Origin of the sequence: Streptomyces pallidus (ex Mingjun et al. 2026) (genome assembly GCF_051550185.1) — a bacterium.
Classification (GTDB): Bacteria; Actinomycetota; Actinomycetes; order Streptomycetales; family Streptomycetaceae; genus Streptomyces.
In genome coordinates this window covers 4,309,257-4,329,921 of sequence record NZ_CP196181.1, presented here as the reverse complement: position 1 = coordinate 4,329,921, position 20,665 = coordinate 4,309,257, and the positions used below count along the sequence as shown (strand labels likewise).

Annotated in this window: 19 protein-coding genes and 1 riboswitch; of the genes, 8 read left to right on the top strand and 11 right to left on the bottom strand. The window is 72.3% G+C overall.

All coding sequences use genetic code 11. The features are described 5' to 3' along the window. Positions 1-64 precede the first annotated feature (64 nt). From groL to thrC, 4 genes are all read right to left on the bottom strand, one after another. On the bottom strand, positions 65-1,684 hold the full coding sequence (groL, locus tag ACSHWO_RS19155) for a chaperonin GroEL (protein WP_361094845.1): 1,620 nt from the start codon (positions 1,682-1,684) through the stop codon (positions 65-67). Positions 1,685-2,045: 361 nt separating this feature from the next. Continuing rightward, entirely contained in the window at positions 2,046-2,249 is a 204-nt protein-coding gene (locus tag ACSHWO_RS19150; protein ID WP_005315736.1) for a cold-shock protein, read from the bottom strand. Positions 2,250-2,631: 382 nt separating this feature from the next. Then, complete coding sequence (locus tag ACSHWO_RS19145; protein WP_438313304.1) at positions 2,632-2,910, bottom strand: MoaD/ThiS family protein; 279 nt, start codon at positions 2,908-2,910, stop codon at positions 2,632-2,634. A gap of 42 nt (positions 2,911-2,952) precedes the next feature. Further along, a complete protein-coding gene (gene thrC, locus ACSHWO_RS19140; RefSeq protein WP_438313302.1) occupies positions 2,953-4,257 on the bottom strand; it encodes a threonine synthase in 1,305 nt (434 codons plus the stop codon). A 17-nt stretch (positions 4,258-4,274) separates the two neighbouring features. Beyond that, positions 4,275-4,428: riboswitch (SAM riboswitch) on the bottom strand. Positions 4,429-4,624: 196 nt separating this feature from the next. Here thrC and ACSHWO_RS19135 point away from each other — a divergent pair. Together ACSHWO_RS19135 and ACSHWO_RS19130 are read left to right on the top strand one after the other, a co-directional pair. Then, on the top strand, positions 4,625-5,602 hold the full coding sequence (locus ACSHWO_RS19135) for a glucosyl-3-phosphoglycerate synthase (protein WP_438313300.1): 978 nt from the start codon (positions 4,625-4,627) through the stop codon (positions 5,600-5,602). Between the two features lie 102 nt (positions 5,603-5,704). Continuing rightward, complete coding sequence (locus tag ACSHWO_RS19130) at positions 5,705-7,165, top strand: alpha,alpha-trehalose-phosphate synthase (UDP-forming) (RefSeq protein ID WP_438313298.1); 1,461 nt, start codon at positions 5,705-5,707, stop codon at positions 7,163-7,165. Positions 7,166-7,443: 278 nt separating this feature from the next. Here the strand turns inward: ACSHWO_RS19130 and otsB are convergent, their stop codons facing one another. The 3 genes from otsB to ACSHWO_RS19115 form a co-directional block, all read right to left on the bottom strand. Then, complete coding sequence (gene otsB, locus ACSHWO_RS19125; RefSeq protein ID WP_438313296.1) at positions 7,444-8,292, bottom strand: trehalose-phosphatase; 849 nt, start codon at positions 8,290-8,292, stop codon at positions 7,444-7,446. Between the two features lie 121 nt (positions 8,293-8,413). After that, positions 8,414-8,650: a DUF3263 domain-containing protein gene (locus tag ACSHWO_RS19120; protein ID WP_404241356.1), complete on the bottom strand. Its 237-nt coding sequence runs from the start codon at positions 8,648-8,650 to the stop codon at positions 8,414-8,416. A gap of 140 nt (positions 8,651-8,790) precedes the next feature. Beyond that, the gene (locus ACSHWO_RS19115) at positions 8,791-10,083 is read right to left on the bottom strand and encodes an extracellular solute-binding protein (RefSeq protein ID WP_438313294.1); all 1,293 of its coding nucleotides are present in this window, start codon (positions 10,081-10,083) and stop codon (positions 8,791-8,793) included. A gap of 176 nt (positions 10,084-10,259) precedes the next feature. On the opposite strand from ACSHWO_RS19115, the gene ACSHWO_RS19110 reads away from it, so the two are divergent. The 3 genes from ACSHWO_RS19110 to ACSHWO_RS19100 all read left to right on the top strand — a co-directional run bounded on the left by ACSHWO_RS19110 (position 10,260) and on the right by ACSHWO_RS19100 (position 13,426). Then, positions 10,260-11,192 carry an ROK family protein gene (locus tag ACSHWO_RS19110; RefSeq protein ID WP_438313292.1) on the top strand — a complete coding sequence of 311 codons (933 nt, stop codon included), beginning with the start codon at positions 10,260-10,262 and terminating at the stop codon, positions 11,190-11,192. Continuing rightward, a complete protein-coding gene (gene nagA, locus ACSHWO_RS19105) occupies positions 11,192-12,352 on the top strand; it encodes an N-acetylglucosamine-6-phosphate deacetylase (RefSeq protein ID WP_361094872.1) in 1,161 nt (386 codons plus the stop codon). The genes ACSHWO_RS19110 and nagA overlap by 1 nt, the downstream gene beginning before the upstream one ends. 156 nt (positions 12,353-12,508) lie before the next feature. After that, entirely contained in the window at positions 12,509-13,426 is a 918-nt protein-coding gene (locus tag ACSHWO_RS19100; protein ID WP_404241359.1) for a 1-phosphofructokinase family hexose kinase, read from the top strand. Between the two features lie 73 nt (positions 13,427-13,499). On the opposite strand, the gene ACSHWO_RS19095 is transcribed toward ACSHWO_RS19100, so the two are convergent. Together ACSHWO_RS19095 and cdgB are read right to left on the bottom strand one after the other, a co-directional pair. Continuing rightward, on the bottom strand, positions 13,500-14,495 hold the full coding sequence (locus ACSHWO_RS19095) for a CBM35 domain-containing protein (RefSeq protein ID WP_361094878.1): 996 nt from the start codon (positions 14,493-14,495) through the stop codon (positions 13,500-13,502). Between the two features lie 68 nt (positions 14,496-14,563). Then, positions 14,564-16,264 carry a diguanylate cyclase CdgB gene (gene cdgB, locus ACSHWO_RS19090; RefSeq protein ID WP_438313290.1) on the bottom strand — a complete coding sequence of 567 codons (1,701 nt, stop codon included), beginning with the start codon at positions 16,262-16,264 and terminating at the stop codon, positions 14,564-14,566. A 304-nt stretch (positions 16,265-16,568) separates the two neighbouring features. On the opposite strand from cdgB, the gene ACSHWO_RS19085 reads away from it, so the two are divergent. Continuing rightward, positions 16,569-17,138, top strand: a complete 570-nt coding sequence (locus ACSHWO_RS19085; protein ID WP_385840910.1) for a flavin reductase family protein — start codon at positions 16,569-16,571, stop codon at positions 17,136-17,138. Between the two features lie 64 nt (positions 17,139-17,202). On the opposite strand, the gene arfB is transcribed toward ACSHWO_RS19085, so the two are convergent. Beyond that, complete coding sequence (arfB, locus tag ACSHWO_RS19080) at positions 17,203-17,628, bottom strand: alternative ribosome rescue aminoacyl-tRNA hydrolase ArfB (RefSeq protein ID WP_438313288.1); 426 nt, start codon at positions 17,626-17,628, stop codon at positions 17,203-17,205. Positions 17,629-17,859: 231 nt separating this feature from the next. Here arfB and ACSHWO_RS19075 point away from each other — a divergent pair, with 231 nt between their 5' ends. Beyond that, on the top strand, positions 17,860-18,435 hold the full coding sequence (locus ACSHWO_RS19075; RefSeq protein WP_361094890.1) for a TerD family protein: 576 nt from the start codon (positions 17,860-17,862) through the stop codon (positions 18,433-18,435). Positions 18,436-18,564: 129 nt separating this feature from the next. Next, a complete protein-coding gene (locus ACSHWO_RS19070) occupies positions 18,565-19,104 on the top strand; it encodes an N-acetyltransferase family protein (protein WP_438313286.1) in 540 nt (179 codons plus the stop codon). A 19-nt stretch (positions 19,105-19,123) separates the two neighbouring features. On the opposite strand, the gene ACSHWO_RS19065 is transcribed toward ACSHWO_RS19070, so the two are convergent. Next, positions 19,124-20,614, bottom strand: coding sequence for a M1 family metallopeptidase (locus tag ACSHWO_RS19065; protein ID WP_361094895.1), 1,491 nt, complete (start codon positions 20,612-20,614; stop codon positions 19,124-19,126). Between the last annotated feature and the right edge of the window lie 51 nt (positions 20,615-20,665).

Sequence of the window (20,665 nt, the reverse complement as noted above, 5' to 3'; positions counted from 1 at the left end):
GTGCCCCCTCCGGATGGAGGGGGCACCGCCCTCGGTCGAGAACAGCCGATCAGCGCGGGGCCGATCAGAAGTCCATGTCACCGCCCGGCATGCCGCCCGGAGCGGCGGCGGCCTTCTCCGGCTTGTCGGCGATGACGGCCTCGGTGGTCAGGAACAGCGCGGCGATCGACGCGGCGTTCTGCAGGGCGGAGCGGGTGACCTTCGCCGGGTCGATGATGCCCTCGGCGATCATGTCGACGTACTCGCCGGTCGCGGCGTTCAGGCCGTGGCCCGGGGTCAGGTTGCGCACCTTCTCCACCACGACGCCGCCCTCGAGGCCGGCGTTGACGGAGATCTGCTTCAGCGGGGCCTCGAGGGCCAGCTTGACGGCGGCGGCACCGGTGGCCTCGTCGCCCTCCAGCTCCAGCTTCTCGAAGACCGAGGAGGCCTGCAGCAGGGCCACGCCACCACCGGCGACGATGCCCTCCTCGACGGCGGCCTTCGCGTTGCGGACGGCGTCCTCGATGCGGTGCTTGCGCTCCTTGAGCTCGACCTCGGTCGCGGCACCGGCCTTGATGACGGCCACGCCGCCGGCCAGCTTCGCGAGGCGCTCCTGGAGCTTCTCGCGGTCGTAGTCCGAGTCGGAGTTCTCGATCTCGGCGCGGATCTGGTTCACGCGACCGGCGACCTGGTCGCTGTCACCGGCACCGTCGACGATGGTGGTCTCGTCCTTGGTGATGACGACCTTGCGGGCGCGGCCCAGCAGGTCCAGACCGGCGTTCTCCAGCTTGAGGCCGACCTCCTCGGAGATGACCGTGCCGCCCGTGAGGATGGCGATGTCACCGAGCATGGCCTTGCGGCGGTCACCGAAGCCCGGGGCCTTGACCGCGACGGAGCGGAAGGTGCCGCGGATCTTGTTGACGACGAGGGTCGAGAGGGCCTCGCCCTCGACGTCCTCGGCGATGATCAGCAGCGGCTTGCCGGACTGCATGACCTTCTCCAGCAGCGGAAGGAGGTCCTTCACGTTGCTGACCTTGGAGTTGACGATCAGGATGTACGGGTCGTCGAGGGACGCCTCCATACGCTCCATGTCGGTGGCGAAGTACGCCGAGATGTAGCCCTTGTCGAAGCGCATGCCCTCGGTGAGCTCCAGCTCCAGACCGAAGGTCTGGGACTCCTCGACGGTGATGACGCCTTCCTTGCCGACCTTGTCCATGGCCTCGGCGATGAGCTCGCCGATCTGGGTGTCGGCGGCGGAGATGGAGGCCGTGGAAGCGATCTGCTCCTTGGTCTCGACATCCTTCGCCTGCTCCAGCAGGGCGCCGGAGACGGCCTCGACGGCCTTCTCGATGCCGCGCTTGAGGGCCATCGGGTTGGCACCGGCGGCCACGTTGCGCAGACCCTCGCGGACGAGCGCCTGGGCCAGGACGGTGGCGGTGGTCGTACCGTCGCCGGCGACGTCGTCCGTCTTCTTGGCGACTTCCTTGACCAGCTCGGCGCCGATCTTCTCGTACGGGTCCTCGAGCTCGATCTCCTTGGCGATGGAGACACCATCGTTGGTGATCGTCGGGGCGCCCCACTTCTTCTCAAGGACGACGTTGCGACCCTTGGGGCCAAGGGTGACCTTGACGGCGTCGGCGAGCTGGTTCATGCCGCGCTCGAGACCGCGCCGGGCCTCCTCGTCGAACGCAATGATCTTGGCCATCTGAAGTGGTCCTCCAGGACTGGGGTTCCCCCTGCGCCGCGAGGCGCGCGGGGAGGGTGGATTGCTCCGGACCGCGCCTGCGCCCGCGACGGACGGCCTGCGTGCCCGGCGGTTCCTTCCCGCCGGACGCTGCGGGCCTCACCGACCCGGTCCCGTGTAGTAGCACTCTCCTCGGGAGAGTGCTAACCAATGATTAGCACTCGACCCCCGCGAGTGCAAGCGGCTTCGGCCATCCCCGGCCATGCCGCCGGCCGGCTCCCGGCGCACCGGCGGCCGCCGACCCCGGACGCACGAAGGGTCCGCACCCCTCCTCAGGGTGCGGACCCTCGTGTACGCGTCGGTGCGGTCGATCGCGCCGGTCTCAGACGGCGAGCTTGACCATGTCCGCCTGCGGGCCCTTCTGGCCCTGCGAAATCTCGAACTCGACCCGCTGACCCTCTTCAAGGGTGCGGTACCCGTCCATCTGGATGGCGCTGTAGTGGACGAACACATCCGCACCACCGTCGACCGCGATGAAGCCGTAGCCCTTCTCCGCGTTGAACCACTTGACGGTGCCCTGAGCCATGCCTAACTCCCCTATTACTGGCCCTTGCGCGGGACCGCACTTCGCGGTCCCGGGTCAGAACTTGCGCCGGAACGCCTCGACCGCGGCTGAATGTATCTGCACCGGTGCTGTCTGCAACAGGTCAATCCGACGAGAATTCCGGTCACACCGAAGTTGCCAAATAGGCCGAAAATTCAACGTATTCCCGGGCAACTCGGACCCGGCATATCACGCCAAAGCCCCATACCGCACGCCCACATTGACTCAATGTCACCCCTCACGGGGCCCGCTCATATGCGGCGGGCAAGAACAGCGGAGGGGGCTTCCCCAACTCTACCGCGCCCAACCAAGCAGAATTACCCCCTCCGCTTAACGGCGGAGGGGGTAATCCCGGTACGACGAATCAGCAGCCGCCGGCTACGGCGGGAATGATGGAGACACCCGCACCGTCCGGGGTCGCCGCCTGCAGGCCGCCCTCGAAGCGCACGTCGTCGTCGTTCACGTAGACGTTCACGAAGCGGCGCAGCCTGCCCTGGTCGTCGAGGACGCGCGCGGCGATGCCGGGGTGGTCCTGCTCCAGCGAGGCGATGACCTCGGCGAGGGTCGCGCCCTCGGCCGGGACCTCGGCCCGGCCGCCCGTGTAGGTGCGCAGGATGGTGGGGATGCGGACGTTGACGCTCATGGCACTACTGCCCTTCCGGTAGAGCGGGGGGGGATGGTCGGGTCAGGCCAGGCCGGCGGCGCGGAACGCGTCCAGGCTGGGGCGGATGGTGGCGGTCTGCCCGCTGTCCGCGGCCACCGCCTCCAGGGTCTTCAGGCCGTCACCGGTGTTGAGGACGACGGTGGTCAGCGCGGGGTCGAGCCGCCCGTTCTCGATGAGCTTCTTCGTCACGCCGACGGTCACGCCGCCCGCGGTCTCGGCGAAGATGCCCTCGGTCCGGGCCAGGATCCTGATGGCCTCGACGACCTGCTCGTCCGTCACGTCCTCGACGTAGCCGCCGGTGCGGCGCGCGATGTCCAGGACGTAGGGGCCGTCAGCCGGGTTGCCGATGGCGAGCGACTTGGCGATCGTGTTCGGCTTCTGCGGGCGGACCACGTCGTGCCCGGCCTTGAAGGCGGTCGACACCGGGGAGCAGCCCTCGGCCTGCGCACCGAAGATCTTGTACGGCTTGTCCTCGACGAGGCCCAGCCTGATCAGCTCCTGCAGGCCCTTGTCGATCTTCGTGAGCTGGGAGCCGGAGGCGATCGGGACGACGATCTGGTCGGGCAGCTGCCAGCCCAGCTGCTCGCAGATCTCGTAGGCGAGGGTCTTCGACCCCTCGCCGTAGTACGGGCGCAGGTTCACGTTGACGAAGCCCCAGCCCTCGCCCAGCGGGTCGCCGATCAGCTCGGAGCAGAAGCGGTTCACGTCGTCGTAGTTGCCCTCGATGCCGACCAGGTCGCCGCCGTACACGCCGGCCATGACGACCTTGCCCTGCTCCAGGTCGTGCGGGATGAACACGCAGGAGCGGAAGCCGGCCCGGGCGGCCGCGGCGCCGACGGCGCCGGCCAGGTTGCCGGTGGAGGAGCAGGAGAGCGTGGTGAAGCCGAACGCGCGGGCGGCCTCGACGGCGATCGCGACGACGCGGTCCTTGAAGGAGTGCGTCGGGTTGCCGGAGTCGTCCTTGACGTAGAGCTTGCCGGTGATGCCGAGCTCCTTGGCCAGGTTCTCGGCGTCGACGAGCTGGGTGAAGCCCGGGTTCAGGCTGGGCTTTCCGGCCACGTCGGCGGGGACGGGCAGCAGCGGGGCGTAGCGCCAGATGTTGCTCGGGCCGGCCTCGATCGCGGCGCGCAGGGCCTCGGGGTCGCCGACCGGGAGCTCGTACGCGACCTCCAGCGGGCCGAAGCACTCGACGCAGGCGAAAACGGGGCCGAGCTCGAAGCGGGTACCGCACTCCCGACAGGACAGACCCGAGGCGGGGCCGAGGTCGACGGCGGAGGAGCCGGCAGAGGGTGCGGCGGAAGGGGTGGCAACGGTCTGTGCAGCCATGATGGCGAGGCCCTTTCTCCTCATCTTCCTCATGGCGCACTTCGCCATGAGACGGAATTGGCACCTTCCCTAGCCGGGGACCTCGCTGCTGCTGCACGCAGTCGCGGGAAACCGACTGGAGGGTTGCCGGGGCTTCAACGGGCCGTGTCCCTCTGCCCCTCTGGATGAGCGGTATGGCGCCGTTCCGCGCGCTCGTGGCGCGCCGACGCGTTTGTCCGAAGGACCCCCGGCATGCGGCGGTCCTTCGCGTTGTTCAAGACTGTAACCGAAGGCTCGGGCGGTTGAGACGGCTGTCCGATGCGCGAGATGGATCGCTTTTCGGCCGGAACGGCCCGGTGAACAGCCGACGAAACAGGGAGTGCCGAACGTGCTGGAAGAGGTGGAGCGCTGGCTCGCGGACCGTTCCTGGTCCGTTGCCGACCGACCGCTCGACCAGCTCCTCGCCGCGAAACGGGCGTCGGGCACCAGGGTCAGCGTCGTCCTGCCCGCGCTCGACGAGGAGGCGACGGTCGGCGCGATCGTGGAGGTGATCCGGCGCGATCTCGTCGAACGGCCCGCCTTCCCGCTCGTCGACGAACTGGTCGTGGTCGACTCCGGTTCCACCGACCGCACCGCCGAGGTCGCCGCGAAGGCCGGCGCCCGCGTCGTCCACCGTGACGACATCCTGCCCCGCATCCCGGCCGTGCGCGGCAAGGGCGAGGTGCTGTGGCGCTCGCTGCTGGCCACGACCGGCGACGTCGTCTGCTTCGTCGACGCGGACCTGCGGGACTTCTCGGCCGCCTTCGTCACCGGGATCGTCGGCCCGCTGCTGACCGAGCCGGACGTGCAGTTCGTCAAGGCGATGTACGACCGCCCGCTCGGCGACACCCCCGGACAGGGCGGCCGGGTCACCGAGCTCGTCGCCCGGCCCCTGCTCAACCTGCACTGGCCGCAGCTGGCCGGCTTCGTCCAGCCGCTGGGCGGCGAGTACGCCGTACGCCGCTCGCTGCTGGAGCGGCTGCCCTTCCCCGTCGGCTACGGCGTCGAGCTGGGCCTGCTGGTGGACGCGCTGCACACGGTCGGGCTGGACGCCCTCGCCCAGGTGGACGTCGGGGTACGGCTGCACCGCCACCAGGACGGGCAGGCGCTCGGCCGGATGGCCGCGGCGATCTACCGGACGGCGCAGCTGCGGCTCTCGCGCGGGCACTCCCCCAGCTACCGCTGGGGGTACCCCCAGGTGCGGCCGGTGCTGACGCAGTTCGAGCGCGGGCCGGCCGGGTTCGAACCGCGCACCCACGCCGTGGACACCGAGGAACGGCCGCCGATGCTGGAGATCGAGGAGTACGCGGTGCGGCGCGTCGCCTGACGCCCGGTACCACCCGTTCCGACGGTGTCAGGGGCGCGTCAGGGACCCGCCGGGGGCGGGAACGGACGTTTGAGGCGGGGCGGGCCGGGCTAGGTTCGCCGCATGGCTTCCCACGTTCTCGTCGCAGCCAACCGCGGTCCGCTCTCCTACGCCCTCGACGCCGACGGCACCCTCGGCGCCCGGCGCGGCGGGGGCGGCCTCGTCTCCGGCCTGTCGGCCGCGCTCGCCGAGCAGCCGGACGCCCTGTGGATCTGCGCCGCCCTGTCGGACGCGGACCGCGAGGCCGTCCGCCGGGGCGTCGCCGAGCCGGGCGTGCGCATGCTCGACATCGACCCGGCCGTGTACGACGCCGCCTACAACGACATCGCGAACTCGGTGCTCTGGTTCACCCACCACCATCTGTACGACATCCCGCGCACCCCCGTCTTCGACGCGGCCTTCCGGCGCCAGTGGGAGGCGTACACCGCCTACAACCTGGCCTTCGCCGAGGCCCTGGCCGAGGAGGCGGCCGACGGCGCCTGCGTACTGGTCCAGGACTACCACCTGGCGCTGGTGCCGGGGCTGCTCCGCGAGCTGCGGCCCGACCTGCGGATCGCCCACTTCACGCACACCCCGTGGGCGTCGTGGGAGTTCCTCGCCATGCTGCCCGACGGCGTCCGGCGGGAACTGCTCTGGGGCATGCTCGGCGCCGACCTGCTCGGCTTCCACACCTGGGCCTGGGCGCACTCCTTCCTCGACTGCGCCCGCCTGGACGACGAGCGGGGCACGGCCGAACCGCTCGTGCCCTCGGGAACGGGCGGGGAGCGGTACGTCCGCAAGGCCATGCTCGGCCCGGTGCAGCACCGGCGCACCGACGTCGTCGCCTACCCGCTCGGCGTCGACGGCGACGAACTGCGGCGGCTCGCGCACCGGCCGGAGGTCGACGACCGGCTGGCCGGACTGCGTGCCGAGATCGGGGACCGCAAGGCGATCGTCCGGGTGGACCGGACGGAGCTGTCGAAGAACATCGTGCGCGGCCTCCTCGCCTACCGGGAGCTGCTGATCGGCCACCCCGAATGGCGCGGGCGGGTGGTCCACCTGGCGTCCGCGTACCCGTCGCGGCAGGACCTGGAGGTCTACCGGTCGTACACGACGGCCGTCCGGGACCTGGCCGCCGAGATCAACGCGGAGTTCGGCACGGAGGACTGGCAGCCGGTGCTGCTGTCGGTACAGGACGACTTCGCCCGGTCCCTGGCCGCGTACCGGCTGGCGGACGTGGCGCTGGTCAACCCGGTGCGGGACGGGATGAACCTCGTCGCGAAGGAGATCCCGGTGGTGTCGGAGCAGGGCTGCGCGCTGGTGCTGTCCACCGGGGCGGGGGCGTACGGGGAGCTGCGGGGCGATGCGGTGACGGTGAACCCGTACGACGTGACCCAGACGGCGGAGGCGTTGCACGAGGCGCTGTCCATGCCGGGTGGGGAGCGGCTGGACCGGACGAAGCGGTTGGCCGCGGCCGCCACGGCCATGCCGCCGGCGCGCTGGTTCACGGCCCAGCTGACCGCCCTCCGCACCACCTCGGCCTGACCCCGCCGCCCCGGCCCGGCGGCGCCGGGCGCCGCTGCGCGGGCTGGAAAATCCAGCCCCGCCTGCGTTTGAGGCGCGGGGGTGTGGGGGCGGAGCCCCCGCAGGGGTCCGGGCGGAGCCCGGTTTCTGGAAAATCCAGCCCCGCCGGCGTTTGAGGCGCGGGGGTGTGGGGGCGGAGCCCCCGCAGGGGTCCGGGCGGAGCCCGGTTTCGGGAAGGGGCGGGGTGGGGAACCGGCTCCGCGCAGCGGCAACCGGCAGCCCGGCAGCGGGGCGGGGTGTCAGGCGTGGAGGGAGGCGGCGAGGGCCGACAGGAAGGACGTGATGGCGGCGGGCCCCGGCAGGACCAGGTCGGCCCGGGAGGCCAGCTCCGGAACCTCTTCCGAACCACTGCACACCAAAAGCCCCGGCAGCCCCTCGGCCCTCCGCTTCTCGACGGCCGCGTACGCCGCGAGATCGCCCAGGTCGTCCCCGGCGTAGACCACCGCCTCGGCCCCGGTCGCCTCCAGGTACTCGGTCAGGGCGACGCCCTTGTCCATACCCGGGGGCCGCAGCTCCAGCACGGCCCGCCCCGGTTCCACGATCAGCCCGTGCCGGGCGGCCAGGTCGGACAGCGGCTCCCGCAGCGCGGCGAAGGCGGCGGCCGGGTCCTCGGCGCGGCGGGTGTGGACGGCGAGGGCGCGGCCCTTCTCCTCGATCCAGGTGCCCTGCCAGGCACCGATGGAGTCCAGGAACCCGGGCAGCTCGGCCCGTACCGCGGCCACCCCCGGGTGTTCGGCGGGGGCGTGGACGATGCCGGTGACGGCGTCCCAGCGCTCGGCCCCGTAGTGGCCGAGGACGACGAGGTGCTCCAGGCCCGGCACCCCGGCGAAGCCCCCCAGCCGGACGGCGACGCCCGCCGGCCGGCCGGTGATCACGGCCACCGAGGCCACCTCGGGGGCCAGGGCGCTGAGGGCGGGGACGGCGGCGGGGTGGGCGCGCGCCTGGTCGGGGTCGGGGACGATCTCGGCGAGGGTGCCGTCGAAGTCCAGGGCGACCACGCCGCGGCGTGGTGCGCGGAGCAGGGCCGCGAGCCCTTCGCGGCCGGCGGCGGTGACGGGCATCGGCAGGTCGTGCGGATGGCTCCCCATGGGCACGACCCTAACGGCCCGGCCGGGCCACGGCTACGGCACGCGAGGACTCGTACGGCACTCGTACGCCTCGCTCAGCGGCGGGCGCGCTGGCGACTCGTACGGCACTCGTACGCCTCGCTCAGCGGCGGGCGCGCTGGGCCTCGCGGATGCGGCGCAGGCGGTTGACGGTGCCCGGGGCGTGGGCGAGGGCCCGCGGGTCGTCCATCAGGGCGTTGAGCAGCTGGTAGTAGCGGACGGGGGTCATCCCCAGTCCTTCGCGTATCGCCCGCTCCTTGGCCCCGGGCCCGGGCCAGGTGCGTCCCTCGTACGCGAGCACCGCGGCCTCGGCGGCCGTGAGCTGCCCGTCGTCCGTCATACGGCCAGATTAACGCCGCCCACCGACACCCACGGGGCCGCCAAGCTCGGGTGGGTGTCGGGGGGCGGGGGTCAGGGGCGCCGGCCCGGGCCGGCAGCAGCAGGCAACGGCCGGCAAGGGCCCGCCGCCGTCAGCCGCCGTCAGCGGTTGTCGGCGGTGCGGGCCTGGGCGGCGATCTCCTCCAGGACCTTCTGCGGCTGCGCGTTGGGCTGCACGGCGCGGCCGATGTTCTGCTTGATGTTCTCGCTCACCGCGGACCAGGACTTCTTGCCGACCGGGTACAGCCGCGAGTTCGGCAGAGCCGTGAGGAAGGTCTTCATCTGGGTCGAGGACCCGCCGCTGCCGGCCTCCACGGCCCGGTAACCGCTGGTGGTGACCGGCAGCAGGTCGTACTTCTTGGTGAAGGACGTCTGGTTCTTCGACTCGTAGAGGTAGTCGAGGAACTTGCCGGTCGGCGCGCGGTGCCCGTTCTTGAAGGCCATGACCCAGTCCGCGACGCCCATCGCCGGCTGGTCGGTGCCGTCGACGGTCGGCAGCGGCACCATGCCGAACTTCACGCCCTTCGCCGCGGCCTGCTTCATCAGGGTCGGGTGGCCGTTGAGCATGCCGACCTCGCCGCGGGTGAAGGCGTCGAAGGCGGCCTGCCGGTCGGTCTTGCCGGGCTCGGTCGGCCCGGTCAGGCCCTGGCCGACCAGCTTGTCGCGGAGGAACTCGAAGGTCTTGACGTTGGGCTGGGCGTCGATCGCGTAGCCCTCCTCGTTGTCGGTGTAGCCGCCCCCGCCCGCGAGGAGCCACTGCATCGTCTCGGCCTGCGCCTCCTCGCGGCCCAGCGGCAGGGCGAAGGGGGTGCTGACGCCCGCGCCCTTGAGCTTCTTCGCAGCGGCCTCCAGGTCGGCCCAGCTCTTGGGCTGCCAGCCGCCCTTGGCGTCCTTGGGGATGATCCCGGCGTCCGCGAACAGCTTCTCGTTGTAGAAGAGCAGGCGGGTGCTGGCCACGAACGGCATGCCGTACTGGGTGCGGCGGATCTTGCCGGCGTCCGCGAGCGGCGCGAGGAAGTCCGCTTCGGTCTTCACCGACAGGAGCTCCTCGGCCGTGTACAGCTTGCCGGCGGCCGCGTAGTCGGCGTAGGCGCCGATCTGGGCGATGTCGGGGGCCTTTCCGGCCTTGACCATCTCGGCGACCTTGGCGTCGACCTCGGACCAGTTGTAGACGCTGACCTCGACCTTGATCTCGGGGTGGTCCTTCTGGAAGCCGGCCGCGAGCTCCTTCCACCAGGTCGTCGAGGAGTTCTGTGGATTGTCCCCGTAGTCGGCCGCCACGACCCGGAGGGTCACCTCGTTGTCCCCGGTGACGCTTCCGCATCCGGTCAGTGCCGCCGCGGCCAGGCTCAGTGCGGTTCCGGTTGCGGCCAGGCGCAGGTAACGGCCCTTCACAGTTCTCGATCCACCCAAGGTTGTACGTACGATCCACGTAAGGTCTACACCACTTTGGCCTCTCTTCCACATTCGGAGCCGATTCGGGGCCGGAATTTGTATGGCAGCTCAACAATCCCCTCCAATGGACTAGACCTTTCCCGACCGAGCGAGCGAGACTGTCGACTGTGAAACCCGTGAAACACGTCATCGCCCTCGATGTGGGCGGCACCGGGATCAAGGCCGCCCTCATCGCCGAGGACGGCACCCTGCTCCACGAGGCGCGCCGCGCCACCGGCCGCGACCGGGGCCCCGAAGCCGTCGTCGAGACGATCCTGGAGTTCGCCGCCGAGCTGCACGTACTCGGCCGCGAGCGCTTCGCAGCGCCCGCCTCCGCGGCCGGCGTGGCCGTACCCGGCATCGTCGACGCCGCGGCCGGGACCGCCGTCTACGCGGCCAACCTCGGCTGGCGCGACGTGCCGATGCGCGAGCTGCTCAGCGCCCGCCTCGACTCCCTCCCCGTGGCCCTGGGCCACGACGTGCGCACGGGCGGGCTCGCCGAGGGCCGGATCGGGGCCGGTCGGGGCGCCGACCGCTTCCTGTTCGTCCCGCTCGGCACCGGCATCGCGGGTGCCATCGGCATCGCCGGCCGCATCGAGGCCGGCGCCCACGGCTACGCCGGCGAGATCGGCCACATCGTGGTCCGCCCGGGCGGCCTCCCCTGCGGCTGCGGGCAGCGCGGCTGCCTGGAGACCCTGGCCTCCGCTTCCGCCGTGAGCCGCGCCTGGGCGGCCGCCTGCGGCGCCCCGGACGCCGACGCGGCGGACTGCGCCAAGGCCGTGGCGTCCGGCGACGCGGCGGCCCGGGAGGTGTGGCTCACGGCCGTCGACGCGCTCGCCGACGGCCTGGTCACGGCGATCACCCTGCTGGACCCGGGCACGCTGATCATCGGCGGAGGACTCGCCGAGGCGGGGGAAATTTTGTTCGCACCGCTCAGGGCGGCCGTCGAGGAGCGCGTGACGTTCCAGCGGCTCCCCGACATCGTCCCGGCGGCCCTCGGGGACACCGCCGGATGCCTGGGCGCAGGGTTGCTCGCCTGGGACCTACTCGCCACGGAGGTACCTGCCTGATGGCCGGAAGCGCACACAGCACCGTTCTCTCCGGCGCCCGGGTGGTGCTGCCCACCGGGATCGTGGCGGGCGGGCGCGTCATCGTGGAGGGCGGCCGGATCGCCGGCAGTGCCCCCGAGGACGCGGCCGTCGTCGACCTGTCCGGCCACTGGGTCGTGCCCGGTTTCGTCGACATGCACAACCACGGGGGCGGCGGCGCCTCGTTCACCTCCGGCACCGCCGAGGAGGTGCTCAAGGGCGTACGGACGCACCGTGAGCACGGCACCACCACCCTGGTCGCGTCCACGGTCACCGGAGACCTGGACGAACTGGCCCGCCGGGCCGGGCTGCTCGCCGAGCTGACCCAGCAGGGCGAGATCGCGGGCATCCACTTCGAGGGCCCGTTCATCAACCCCTGCCGCAAGGGCGCGCACAAGGCGGAGCTGCTGCGCGACCCCGACCCGGCCGAGGTCCGCAAGCTGGTCGACGCCTCCCACGGTGCCGCCCGCATGGTCACCCTCGCCACCGAGCTGCCCGGCGGGCTGGACTCCGTACGGCTGCTGGCGGAGCACGGGGTGATCGCCGCGATCGGGCACACCGACTCCACGTACGACCAGACCCGCCAGGCCATCGACGCGGGCGCCACGGTGGCCACGCACCTGTACAACGCGATGCCCGGCATGGAACACCGCGCCCCGGGCCCGATCGCCGCGCTACTGGAGGACGAGCGGGTCACCGTCGAGCTGATCAACGACGGCACCCACCTGCACCCGGCGATGCTGGAGCTGGCCTTCCACCACGCCGGCGCCCACCGCGTCGCCCTGATCACCGACGCGATGGACGCGGCCGGCTTCGGCGACGGGACCTACCACCTCGGCCCGCTGGAGGTGGAGGTGAAGCAGGGCGTGGCACGGCTCGTCGAGGGCGGCTCGATCGCGGGGTCCACGCTGACCCTGGACACCGCGTTCAAGCGCTCGGTGACCCTGGACCGGCTGCCCGTCGAGTCGGTGGTCCAGGCGATCTCCGCCAACCCGGCCAGACTGCTCGGCCTGTACGACCAGGTGGGCTCCCTGGAGCCGGGCAAGCACGCCGACCTGGTGGTCCTCGACGCCACGTTCGACCTGAAGGGCGTCATGCGGCGCGGCGAATGGATCGTCAACCCGCTGGAGGCGCACCCGTAGCGCCCGCACCACCCCTAGCAGCAGTGCGGCGCGGCGGTGACCGCCGATCGGGGGTTTCGGACGACGGGGGCGGGGGCGGAGGGCCCGCAGGACTGGGCGGCCCGCCCCGTCTTTGACATGATCCCGGCACACACCGAGACCGGGACCTGAAGAACCATGATCCTGACCGTGACGCTCAACACCGCACTCGACGTCACCCACCGCGTACCGAGGCTGACTCCGCACGCCACGCACCGGGTCACCGCCGTGACCGAGCGGCCCGGCGGCAAGGGCCTCAACGTGGCCCGCGTACTGGCCGCGCTGGGCCGGCCGGTGACCGCGACCGGCTTCGCGGGCGGCCGCACCGGCGCCGCCGTCCGCGAACTGCTCGCCGACTGCCCCGGCGTGACGGACGCCCTGGTCCCCTGCGCGGGCCCCACGCGCCGCACCCTGGCCGTGGTCGACGAATCGTCGGGCGACACCACGCAGTTCAACGAGCCGGGCCCGCTGATCGGTTCCGGGGAGTGGGCGGAGTTCGTGGAGCGGTACGGGGCCCTGCTCGCCGGCGCCGAGGCGGTGGCCCTGTGCGGCAGCCTGCCGCCGGGCGTGCCGGTCGGCGCGTACGCCGTCCTCGTACGGGCGGCGCGCGCGGCCGGGGTGCCGGTGCTCCTGGACACCAGCGGCGAGGCCCTGCGCCGCGGGATCGCCGCCCGGCCCGAGATGGTCAAGCCGAACGCCGCCGAGGTAGCCGAACTCACCGGCTCCCGCGAGCCGGTGCAGGCCAGTCGCGACGCCCGCCGCCGCGGCGCGCACGCCGTGGTCACCTCGCTCGGCCCGGAGGGCCTGCTGGCCGCCACCCCCGAGGGCACCTGGCAGGCGGCGCCGCCCCGGCCCCTGTCCGGGAATCCGACCGGGGCCGGCGACTCGGCGGTGGCTGGCCTGCTGTCGGGCCTGGTCGAGGGGCTGGACTGGCCGGACCGGCTGAGTCGCGCGGTCGCCCTGTCCGCCGCCACGGTCCTCGCTCCGGCGGCGGGGGAGTTCGACCCGTGCACGTACGAGGAGCTGCGCAGGAAGGTCTGCGTCACCGGCTGTTGAAGGTCCGTCAACCCGCGCACGCGAAACCGGCCCCGCCGCGGTTGCGACGGGGCCGGCCGGGTTCACGAGCGGGTCAGCGCTTGACCCAGCCCTGGCCCAGCGAGAGCTGGTCGAAGATGGCCTCGCACTGGTTGCCGGCCTCGCACGAGATCTTCATCGTGTTGGTGCCCTTGTTGAGCTTGATGAACGCGTAGGTGCGCGTCCACCCCTTGTCCCAGGCACCGGCGTCGGCCTTGGCGAAGTTCGCCAGGTTCAGGGACTGCGTCGGGTTCTGACCGTTGACCGTCAGGGTGACCTTCGCGTCCTTGCCGGGCACCGCGTAGTTCACGAAGAGCGTGTAGTCCCCGCCGTTCGGGATGTCCGCGGTCCAGGTCAGCGCCGCACCGGTCTGGTTGAAGTTGCCGACGTACTGGCCGCCGGCCCCCTTCCCGCCGGGCACCGTGTTCTGGAGCAGGGCGCCGCCGGTCAGGGCCATGCCCGCGCCCGCGGCGTCCCCCTTCGGCAGCTGCACGTCGGGGGAGGCCGAGGGGCTCGGGGCCTCCGACGCGCCGGAGTTCTGCGGCTGCGGCTGCTGCTGCTGGCTCTGCGTGCCGCCCTTGTCGGCGGTGTTCTTGTCGCCCTTGTCGCCGAAGGCCACGGCGGCGCCGATGCCGATCGCGACCGCCGCGACCACGGCGACCGCCGCGATGAGCATGCCGCGCTGGCTGGAGCTGCTGCTGCCGCGGCCGCCGCGGGCGGAGCGGGCGCCCGAACCGCCGCCCTGCGCCTGCATCGACGCCGTCGGGGGCTGCTGCTGCGGCACGCCGTAGCCGCCCGCCTGCAGCGCCTCCGGGGCCTGGTACTGGGCCTGGTAGCCGGGCTGCTGCTGGGGCGGAACCTGGCCGCGCTGGCCGCCGTACGTACGCTCGCCGACCGTGCGCACCTGGTTGTACGACGTGCGGGGAACACCGCGCGCCGCTCCGGCCCCGGTTTCCGCAGCCTGACCGTCCGCGTAGAGGTAGCCGAACGGATCGTCGTCCTCGGGCTTGTTCGCCCCGCTGTTCGGGCCGTTGTTCGCGGGCGTCGTCATCGCAGGTCACTCCTTTCAATCCTGGGGAGCCTACCCCGAACACGTGCGCCCACGGGCGGCCGACGGCCTCAGCCCGCCCTGCGATGTGCTTTGGAACGAGACCGTTTCTCGATGTACATACGCTGGTCGGCCGAGCGCAGCACCTCGTCCGCCGACATGCCGCAGCTGGCCCATCCGATGCCGAAACTGGCGCCGACACGCACCGCACGGCCGTCCACCCGGATCGGCGGGATGATCGCGTTGCGCAGCCGGACGGCGAGGTCGGCGGCGTCGGCGGCGCCCAGTCCGTCGGCGAGGACGACGAACTCGTCACCACCCAGCCGAGCGACGGTGTCACCGTCGCGGACGCCCGTCGTCAGTCGGCGGGCCACTTCGATCAGCACCGCGTCGCCGGTGTGGTGCCCGAACCGGTCGTTGATCGACTTGAACCCGTCGAGGTCGCAGAAGAGCACTGCGAGCCCCTTGGTCCCGTCGTCGACCTCGGAGGCGGGCGCCACCGCGTGTACGTGGTGGTCGTACGGGTCCACACCGCCGGAGAGGTCGAAGGGCTCGGGGAAGCCGTCGTACCGGAAGCCGGGGTCGCCGGGGTCGCCGGCGCCCGGGGGGCCGCCCGCCAGGACGGCGGCGTCGACGCCCCGGCCCTCGTACGCGGCGTCGAGCGCCTCCACGGCGGCGGAGCGCATCGTCTGCTGTGGCATGCGGCACAGCCGGGCCGAGAGCCGGGCGCGCAGCTCGGCGCTGTTGGGCAGGCCGGTGAGGGAGTCGTGGCTGGCCCGGTGGGCGAGCTGGAGCTCGTGGCGCTTGCGCTCCTCGATGTCCTCGACGTGCGTGAGGAGGAACCGGGGGCCGTCGGCGGCGTCGGCGACCACGGAGTTGCGCAGCGAGACCCACACGTAGGTGCCGTCGCGGCGGCCGAGGCGCAGTTCGGCGCGGCCGCCCTCGGCGGAGGTGCGCAGCAGGGTGCCGATGTCCTCGGGGTGGACCAGGTCGGAGAAGGAGTACCGGCGCAGGACGGAGGCGGGCCGGCCGAGCAGCCGGCACAGGGCGTCGTTGGTGCGCAGCAGCCGGCCGTGCTGGTCCCCGCCCATCTCGGCGATGGCCATGCCGCTGGGCGCGTACTCGAAGGCCTGCCGGAAGGACTCCTCGCTGGCGCGCAGGGCCTGCTGCTCGCGTTCGAGGCGGACCAGGGCGCGCTGCATGTTCGCGCGGAGCCGGGCGTTGCTGATCGCTATGGCGGCCTGGAAGGCGTACATCTGGAGCGCCTCGCGCCCCCAGGCGCCGGGGTGGCGCCCGTTGCGCGGCCGGTCCACGGAGATCACGCCGAGGAGTTCCCCACCGGTCGCGTACATGGGGGCGTAGAGCCGGTCCTCGGGGTGCCACTCGTCCTCGAACCGCGGGTCGGGGCCGTCGGTGTGCCACTGGGGCACGTCGTCCTCCAGCAGGACCCAGCCCTCGGTGTGCGGGATGAAGCGCAGGCCGTCCCAGTCCTCGCCCATGGCCAGGCGGCGCTCCCAGGAGGCGCGGGAGCCGACGCGGCCGGTGATCAGGGCTTCCGCGGCGGGGTCGCCGGCGAAGGCGGCGACGACGAGGTCGCCGTCAGGGCGTACGAGGTTGACGCAGGCGAGTTCGTAGCCGAGGCCGGTGACGATGCCGTCCACGACGGTCTGCAGGGTGTCGGCCAGACTCCTGGCCGTGTTGAGATCGGCCACCACCCGGTGCAGCTGCCGCAGGGTCGCAAGACGGACGTACGGCTCTGACTCGGTCTCCATCGCTCGCTCTCCCCGAGACCTCGACAGCAACTCCAGTTTTGTCATCGGCGTTTCGTTGCGGTGTCCCGTCCACTGAATCACAGTGAGCTGTGCGGCAGGTACACAGGGTCAACAAATCTTGCCCTCTGTGACTTAAGTCACATCAGATGAATAAAGGCGCCAGCTGACGGCTTCTGCGCCCGCGAGCGCTCCCCCGCCATTCCGGCGGCACACGATACGCGTGAGGCCTAGGCCAAGGGTCCGGGACACGACTCGGCCCCGGGTCCGATGTGCTCCTGGGGAGGGCGAGACTAGCGTTCCAGGCGTGCCGAAGACGACCCCCGTACCCGTACCGACCACCGCGAGCCTTCATCCTGAAGGTGTGAGCCACGACGAGTTCCGCGCCGCGCTGTCCCGACTCGCGGCGGGCGTCTGCCTGGTCACCGCCCACGAGCCCCCGCTGACCGAGGACGGTCCGCGCGGCGAGGACGTCGGGATGACGGCCACCGCCTTCCTGTCGGTGTCCCTCGACCCGCCGCTGGTCCTCGTCAGCCTGCGGGAGGGGTCGCGGATGGACGACCTGCTGGCGGAGCAGCCGCTGTGGGCGGTCTCGCTGCTCGCCGACCACCAGGTGCAGATCGCGAGCCGCTTCTCGATGAAGGGCCGGATCAGCGACCGGCTGCTCTTCGCCGACCTGCCGTACGTGCGCGGCGAGGTCTCCGGGGCGCCGCTGCCCGCGGGGGCACTGGCCACGCTGGAGTGCCGCACCGAGGACCGGGTCCCCGCCGGCGACCACACCCTGGTCATCGGCCGCGTGCTCACCTCGTCGCTGCCGGCGCCCGACGCCGCGCCGCTCGCGTACTTCCGCGGCCGCTACCGCAGGCTGGCGCCGTAGCGACCGGGCCGCCCGGCGACCGCCGGCCGCTGCCGTCCGACCGCCGACCCCGGCCGCCCGGCCGCTACCAGTCTCGGCCCGAGCGGCCGCGCTTCGTCTCGCCACGCGCCTTCTTCTCCCGCAGCCGCCGCTCGTTGATCCCGCGCGGGATCTTCGTCGCGCGGCGCTGCCTGGGCGGCGGGGCCGTCGCCTCCGCGAGCAGGGAGGCCATCCTGACCAGCGCCATCTCCCGGTTGCGCAGCTGCGAGCGGTGCTCGGAGGCCCGTACCGCCAGCACCCCGCCCACCAGGCGCGCGGCGAGGCGCTCCAGCGCCCGCCCCTTCCACACCTCGGGCAGCGCCTTCGTCGCGGCCAGGTCGAACAGCAGCTCCACCCGGGAGTCCGAGGTGTTCACGTGCTGGCCGCCCGGCCCGGAGGAACGCGAGAACCGCCACGAGAGTTCGGCCTCGGGGAGCACGACGGAGCCGCGGATGACATAGGGACCAGGCATGGCCCCATGATCCCGCCCCGTTCACGCCCCCGTCACCCGTATTTGCGTACCGTCGGACCGCGCACCGTCCGAAGGAGAGCCGCAGGAGAAGGCCCGACGGAATCCCGCGGAGGAAATCCGGGCGGAACGCGGCGGGCTGGAACCTGCGGGGCCCCTCCCCGCGTTATGAAGGTCAGCGGTACCTTGACCGCACATCTCGCGGTCAGCGACGAGGAAGGGACACCAGTCACAATGGCAGTAAGCCTGTCCAAGGGCGGCAACGTCTCGCTCACGAAGGAGGCCCCCGGCCTCAGCGCCGTCACGGTCGGCCTCGGCTGGGACACGCGGACGACGACCGGTGTCGACTTCGACCTGGACGCCTCCGCCATTGCGGTCAACGCGATGGGCAAGGTCGTCTCGGACAGCCACTTCGTCTTCTTCAACAACAAGTCCACCCCGGACCAGAGCATCGTGCACACCGGTGACAACCGCACCGGCGAGGGCGCGGGCGACGACGAGGCCATCAAGGTCAACCTGGCCGCCCTCCCGGCCGACGTCGACAAGATCGTCTTCCCGGTCTCGATCTACGACGCCGAGACCCGCCAGCAGAACTTCGGCCAGGTCCGCAACGCCTACATCCGCGTCGTCAACCAGACCGGCGGCGCCGAGATCGCCCGCTACGACCTCTCCGAGGACGCGGCCACCGAGACCGCCATGGTCTTCGGCGAGCTCTACCGCAACGGCGCCGAGTGGAAGTTCCGCGCGGTCGGCCAGGGCTACGCCTCGGGCCTGGCCGGCATCGCCCAGGACTTCGGCGTCAACGTCTGAGCCGGCGCCCGAGCCACCCCGGCCCGAAGCCCCCTCCCGGCCGCCGGCCGGGGAGGGGGCTTCGCCGCACCCCGCCGGCCCGCGCAAACCGGTGCGCGCACCACGACGGCCTCCGCTAGCGTGCCGGAGATGATCATCGAACCGCTGGTGCCGGCGGACCACGCCCTGCCGGGGCCCGTCCTCACCGAGATCACCGACCTCTACGCCACGAACCACGCCTTCTTCGAACTCAGCGGCGACTTCCCCGACCCGCACCGCATCACGGTCGGACAGGTCGCCCGCGCCCTGGCCGACGAACTCGCCCACGACGGCGCCGAGGTCCTCCTCGCCCGCTCCGCCGGCCGGCTCGTCGCCCTGGCCGCCGTCCTCGCCCACCACCCGGACCCCGCCTCCGGCGACCCGGACCCGTGGATCGGCCTGCTGATCGTCGACGCCGGCGCGCACCGGTCGGGTCACGGCAGCGCCCTCGCGGACCACGTCGAGGACCGCTTCCGGGCCGCGGGCCGCGAGGCCGTACGCATCGCCGTACTGGACGGCAACGCGGGCGCCCTCGCGTTCTGGACGGCCCGCGGCTACGCCTTCCTGCGACACGCGAAGGACCGGGAACTGGGCCGGGACTGCACGGTGCTGCGCAAGGAGCTCCGCCACCGCCGCCCGCCGGCCCCCTGACACCCGCCGGCGGCGCGGGTCAGGGCCTGGGCAGGGCCTTCCTGCCGTACAGCCAGGCGTCCCAGACCCGCGACAGGTCCGTGCCGGTCTTCCGCTCCGCGTAGGCGGTGAAGTCGGCCGTGCTCGCGTTGCCGTGCCGGTGGTCGGCTACCCAGCCGCGCAGCAGCGCGAAGAACCTCTCGTCACCGACCTCCTGCCGGATCCGGTGCAGCACCATCGCGCCCCGGTAGTACACCGGGCCCGAGGAGATGTCCCCCGGGCCGGGCGGTGCAGCCGGCGGGAACTCGTCCCAGTCGGAGTCGGCGGCGGGGTCGACGGAGTCGTCGCCGGCCACGAAGGCGTCGAAGCGGCGCTGGACGGACGGGCCGCCGTGGTCCTCGGACCACAGCCACTCCGCGTACGTGGCGAAGCCCTCGTTGAGCCACATGTCCTTCCAGGACTTCGGCGACACCGAGTTCCCGAACCACTGGTGCGCCAGCTCGTGCAGGACCAGCTCCTCGTCGGGGGCGCCGGAGAAGACCGGCCGGGTCTGCGTCTCCAACGCGTACGACAGGGTCTCGGACGGTGCCACGATCGCACCCGCGGCCGCGAACGGGTACGGGCCGAACCGTCCCGCGGCCCACTCCACCATCTCCGGCAGCCGCGCGAGGGCGGGCCCGCCGCCCTCCGGCTCCCCGGGGGACACGGCCGTGTACAGCGGCAGACCGGACGGGGTCCGACCGGTCGTCACCCTGAACTTCCCGACGGCCGCCGTGACCAGGTAGCTCGCGACCGGGTCGGCGCTGTGCCAGGCGAACGCGGTCCGGCCGTCGCCGGTGTCGGTGCGCGAGCCAAGCAGCCCGTTGGACACCGCCTCGTAGCCCTTCGGGACGGTGAGGGTGATGTCGTAGGCGGCCTTGTCGCTGGGGTGGTGGTTACCGGGGAACCAGGTCATGGACCCGACCGGCTCGCCGACCGCGAACGCCCCGTCCGCGACGGGGATCCAGCCCTCCGCCGAGCCGTCCGGATCGGAGAGGGCCTTGGGCCTGCCGCCGTACCGGACCTCCGTGCGGAAGACCTCCCCGTTCCGCAGGTCCTTGGCCGGGCGCACGGTCAGCTCGTTGCCGGTGCGGTTGAACCGGGCACCGGCGCCCTGCACCGTGACGGCCTCGACCTTCAGGCCGCTGAAGTCGAGGTTGAACGAGCTGAGCCCCTGCTCGGCCCGGGCCGTGATCACGGCCTTGCCCTGCAGCAGCCCCTTCTCGGGGTCGTACGACAGGTCCAGGCCGTAGTGGTCGACCTCGTAGCCGCCGTTGCCCGCCTTCGGGAAGTACGGGTCGCGCAGGCCCGACGCGCCCGGCCGCCCCTGCACCGTGCTGCCCGTGCACGCCGTGGTGAGCGCGAGCAGGGCGGCTACGGCAGGGGCGCCGAGGCGGACGGCACGGGCGAGGCGGGGAAGGCGGGGGAGCCTCGCCCGACCGGAAGGGTGCGGGGCCGCGCCGGTTTCCACGCGGCCGATGCTATGGGGCATCTCGTCACACTACAGCCCGATTGGAACTGTGGTGCGGCCCCGCCCGCCCCG

Coding starts and splice junctions, on each gene's coding strand:
- groL (WP_361094845.1), bottom strand. CDS start 1,684: ATGGCCAAGATCATTGCGTTCGACGAGGAGGCCCGGCGCGGTCTCGAG.
- ACSHWO_RS19150 (WP_005315736.1), bottom strand. CDS start 2,249: ATGGCTCAGGGCACCGTCAAGTGGTTCAACGCGGAGAAGGGCTACGGC.
- ACSHWO_RS19145 (WP_438313304.1), bottom strand. CDS start 2,910: ATGAGCGTCAACGTCCGCATCCCCACCATCCTGCGCACCTACACGGGC.
- thrC (WP_438313302.1), bottom strand. CDS start 4,257: ATGGCTGCACAGACCGTTGCCACCCCTTCCGCCGCACCCTCTGCCGGC.
- ACSHWO_RS19130 (WP_438313298.1), top strand. CDS start 5,705: ATGGCTTCCCACGTTCTCGTCGCAGCCAACCGCGGTCCGCTCTCCTAC.
- otsB (WP_438313296.1), bottom strand. CDS start 8,292: ATGGGGAGCCATCCGCACGACCTGCCGATGCCCGTCACCGCCGCCGGC.
- ACSHWO_RS19120 (WP_404241356.1), bottom strand. CDS start 8,650: ATGACGGACGACGGGCAGCTCACGGCCGCCGAGGCCGCGGTGCTCGCG.
- nagA (WP_361094872.1), top strand. CDS start 11,192: ATGGCCGGAAGCGCACACAGCACCGTTCTCTCCGGCGCCCGGGTGGTG.
- ACSHWO_RS19100 (WP_404241359.1), top strand. CDS start 12,509: ATGATCCTGACCGTGACGCTCAACACCGCACTCGACGTCACCCACCGC.
- ACSHWO_RS19095 (WP_361094878.1), bottom strand. CDS start 14,495: ATGACGACGCCCGCGAACAACGGCCCGAACAGCGGGGCGAACAAGCCC.
- cdgB (WP_438313290.1), bottom strand. CDS start 16,264: ATGGAGACCGAGTCAGAGCCGTACGTCCGTCTTGCGACCCTGCGGCAG.
- arfB (WP_438313288.1), bottom strand. CDS start 17,628: ATGCCTGGTCCCTATGTCATCCGCGGCTCCGTCGTGCTCCCCGAGGCC.
- ACSHWO_RS19075 (WP_361094890.1), top strand. CDS start 17,860: ATGGCAGTAAGCCTGTCCAAGGGCGGCAACGTCTCGCTCACGAAGGAG.
- ACSHWO_RS19070 (WP_438313286.1), top strand. CDS start 18,565: ATGATCATCGAACCGCTGGTGCCGGCGGACCACGCCCTGCCGGGGCCC.
- ACSHWO_RS19065 (WP_361094895.1), bottom strand. CDS start 20,614: ATGCCCCATAGCATCGGCCGCGTGGAAACCGGCGCGGCCCCGCACCCT.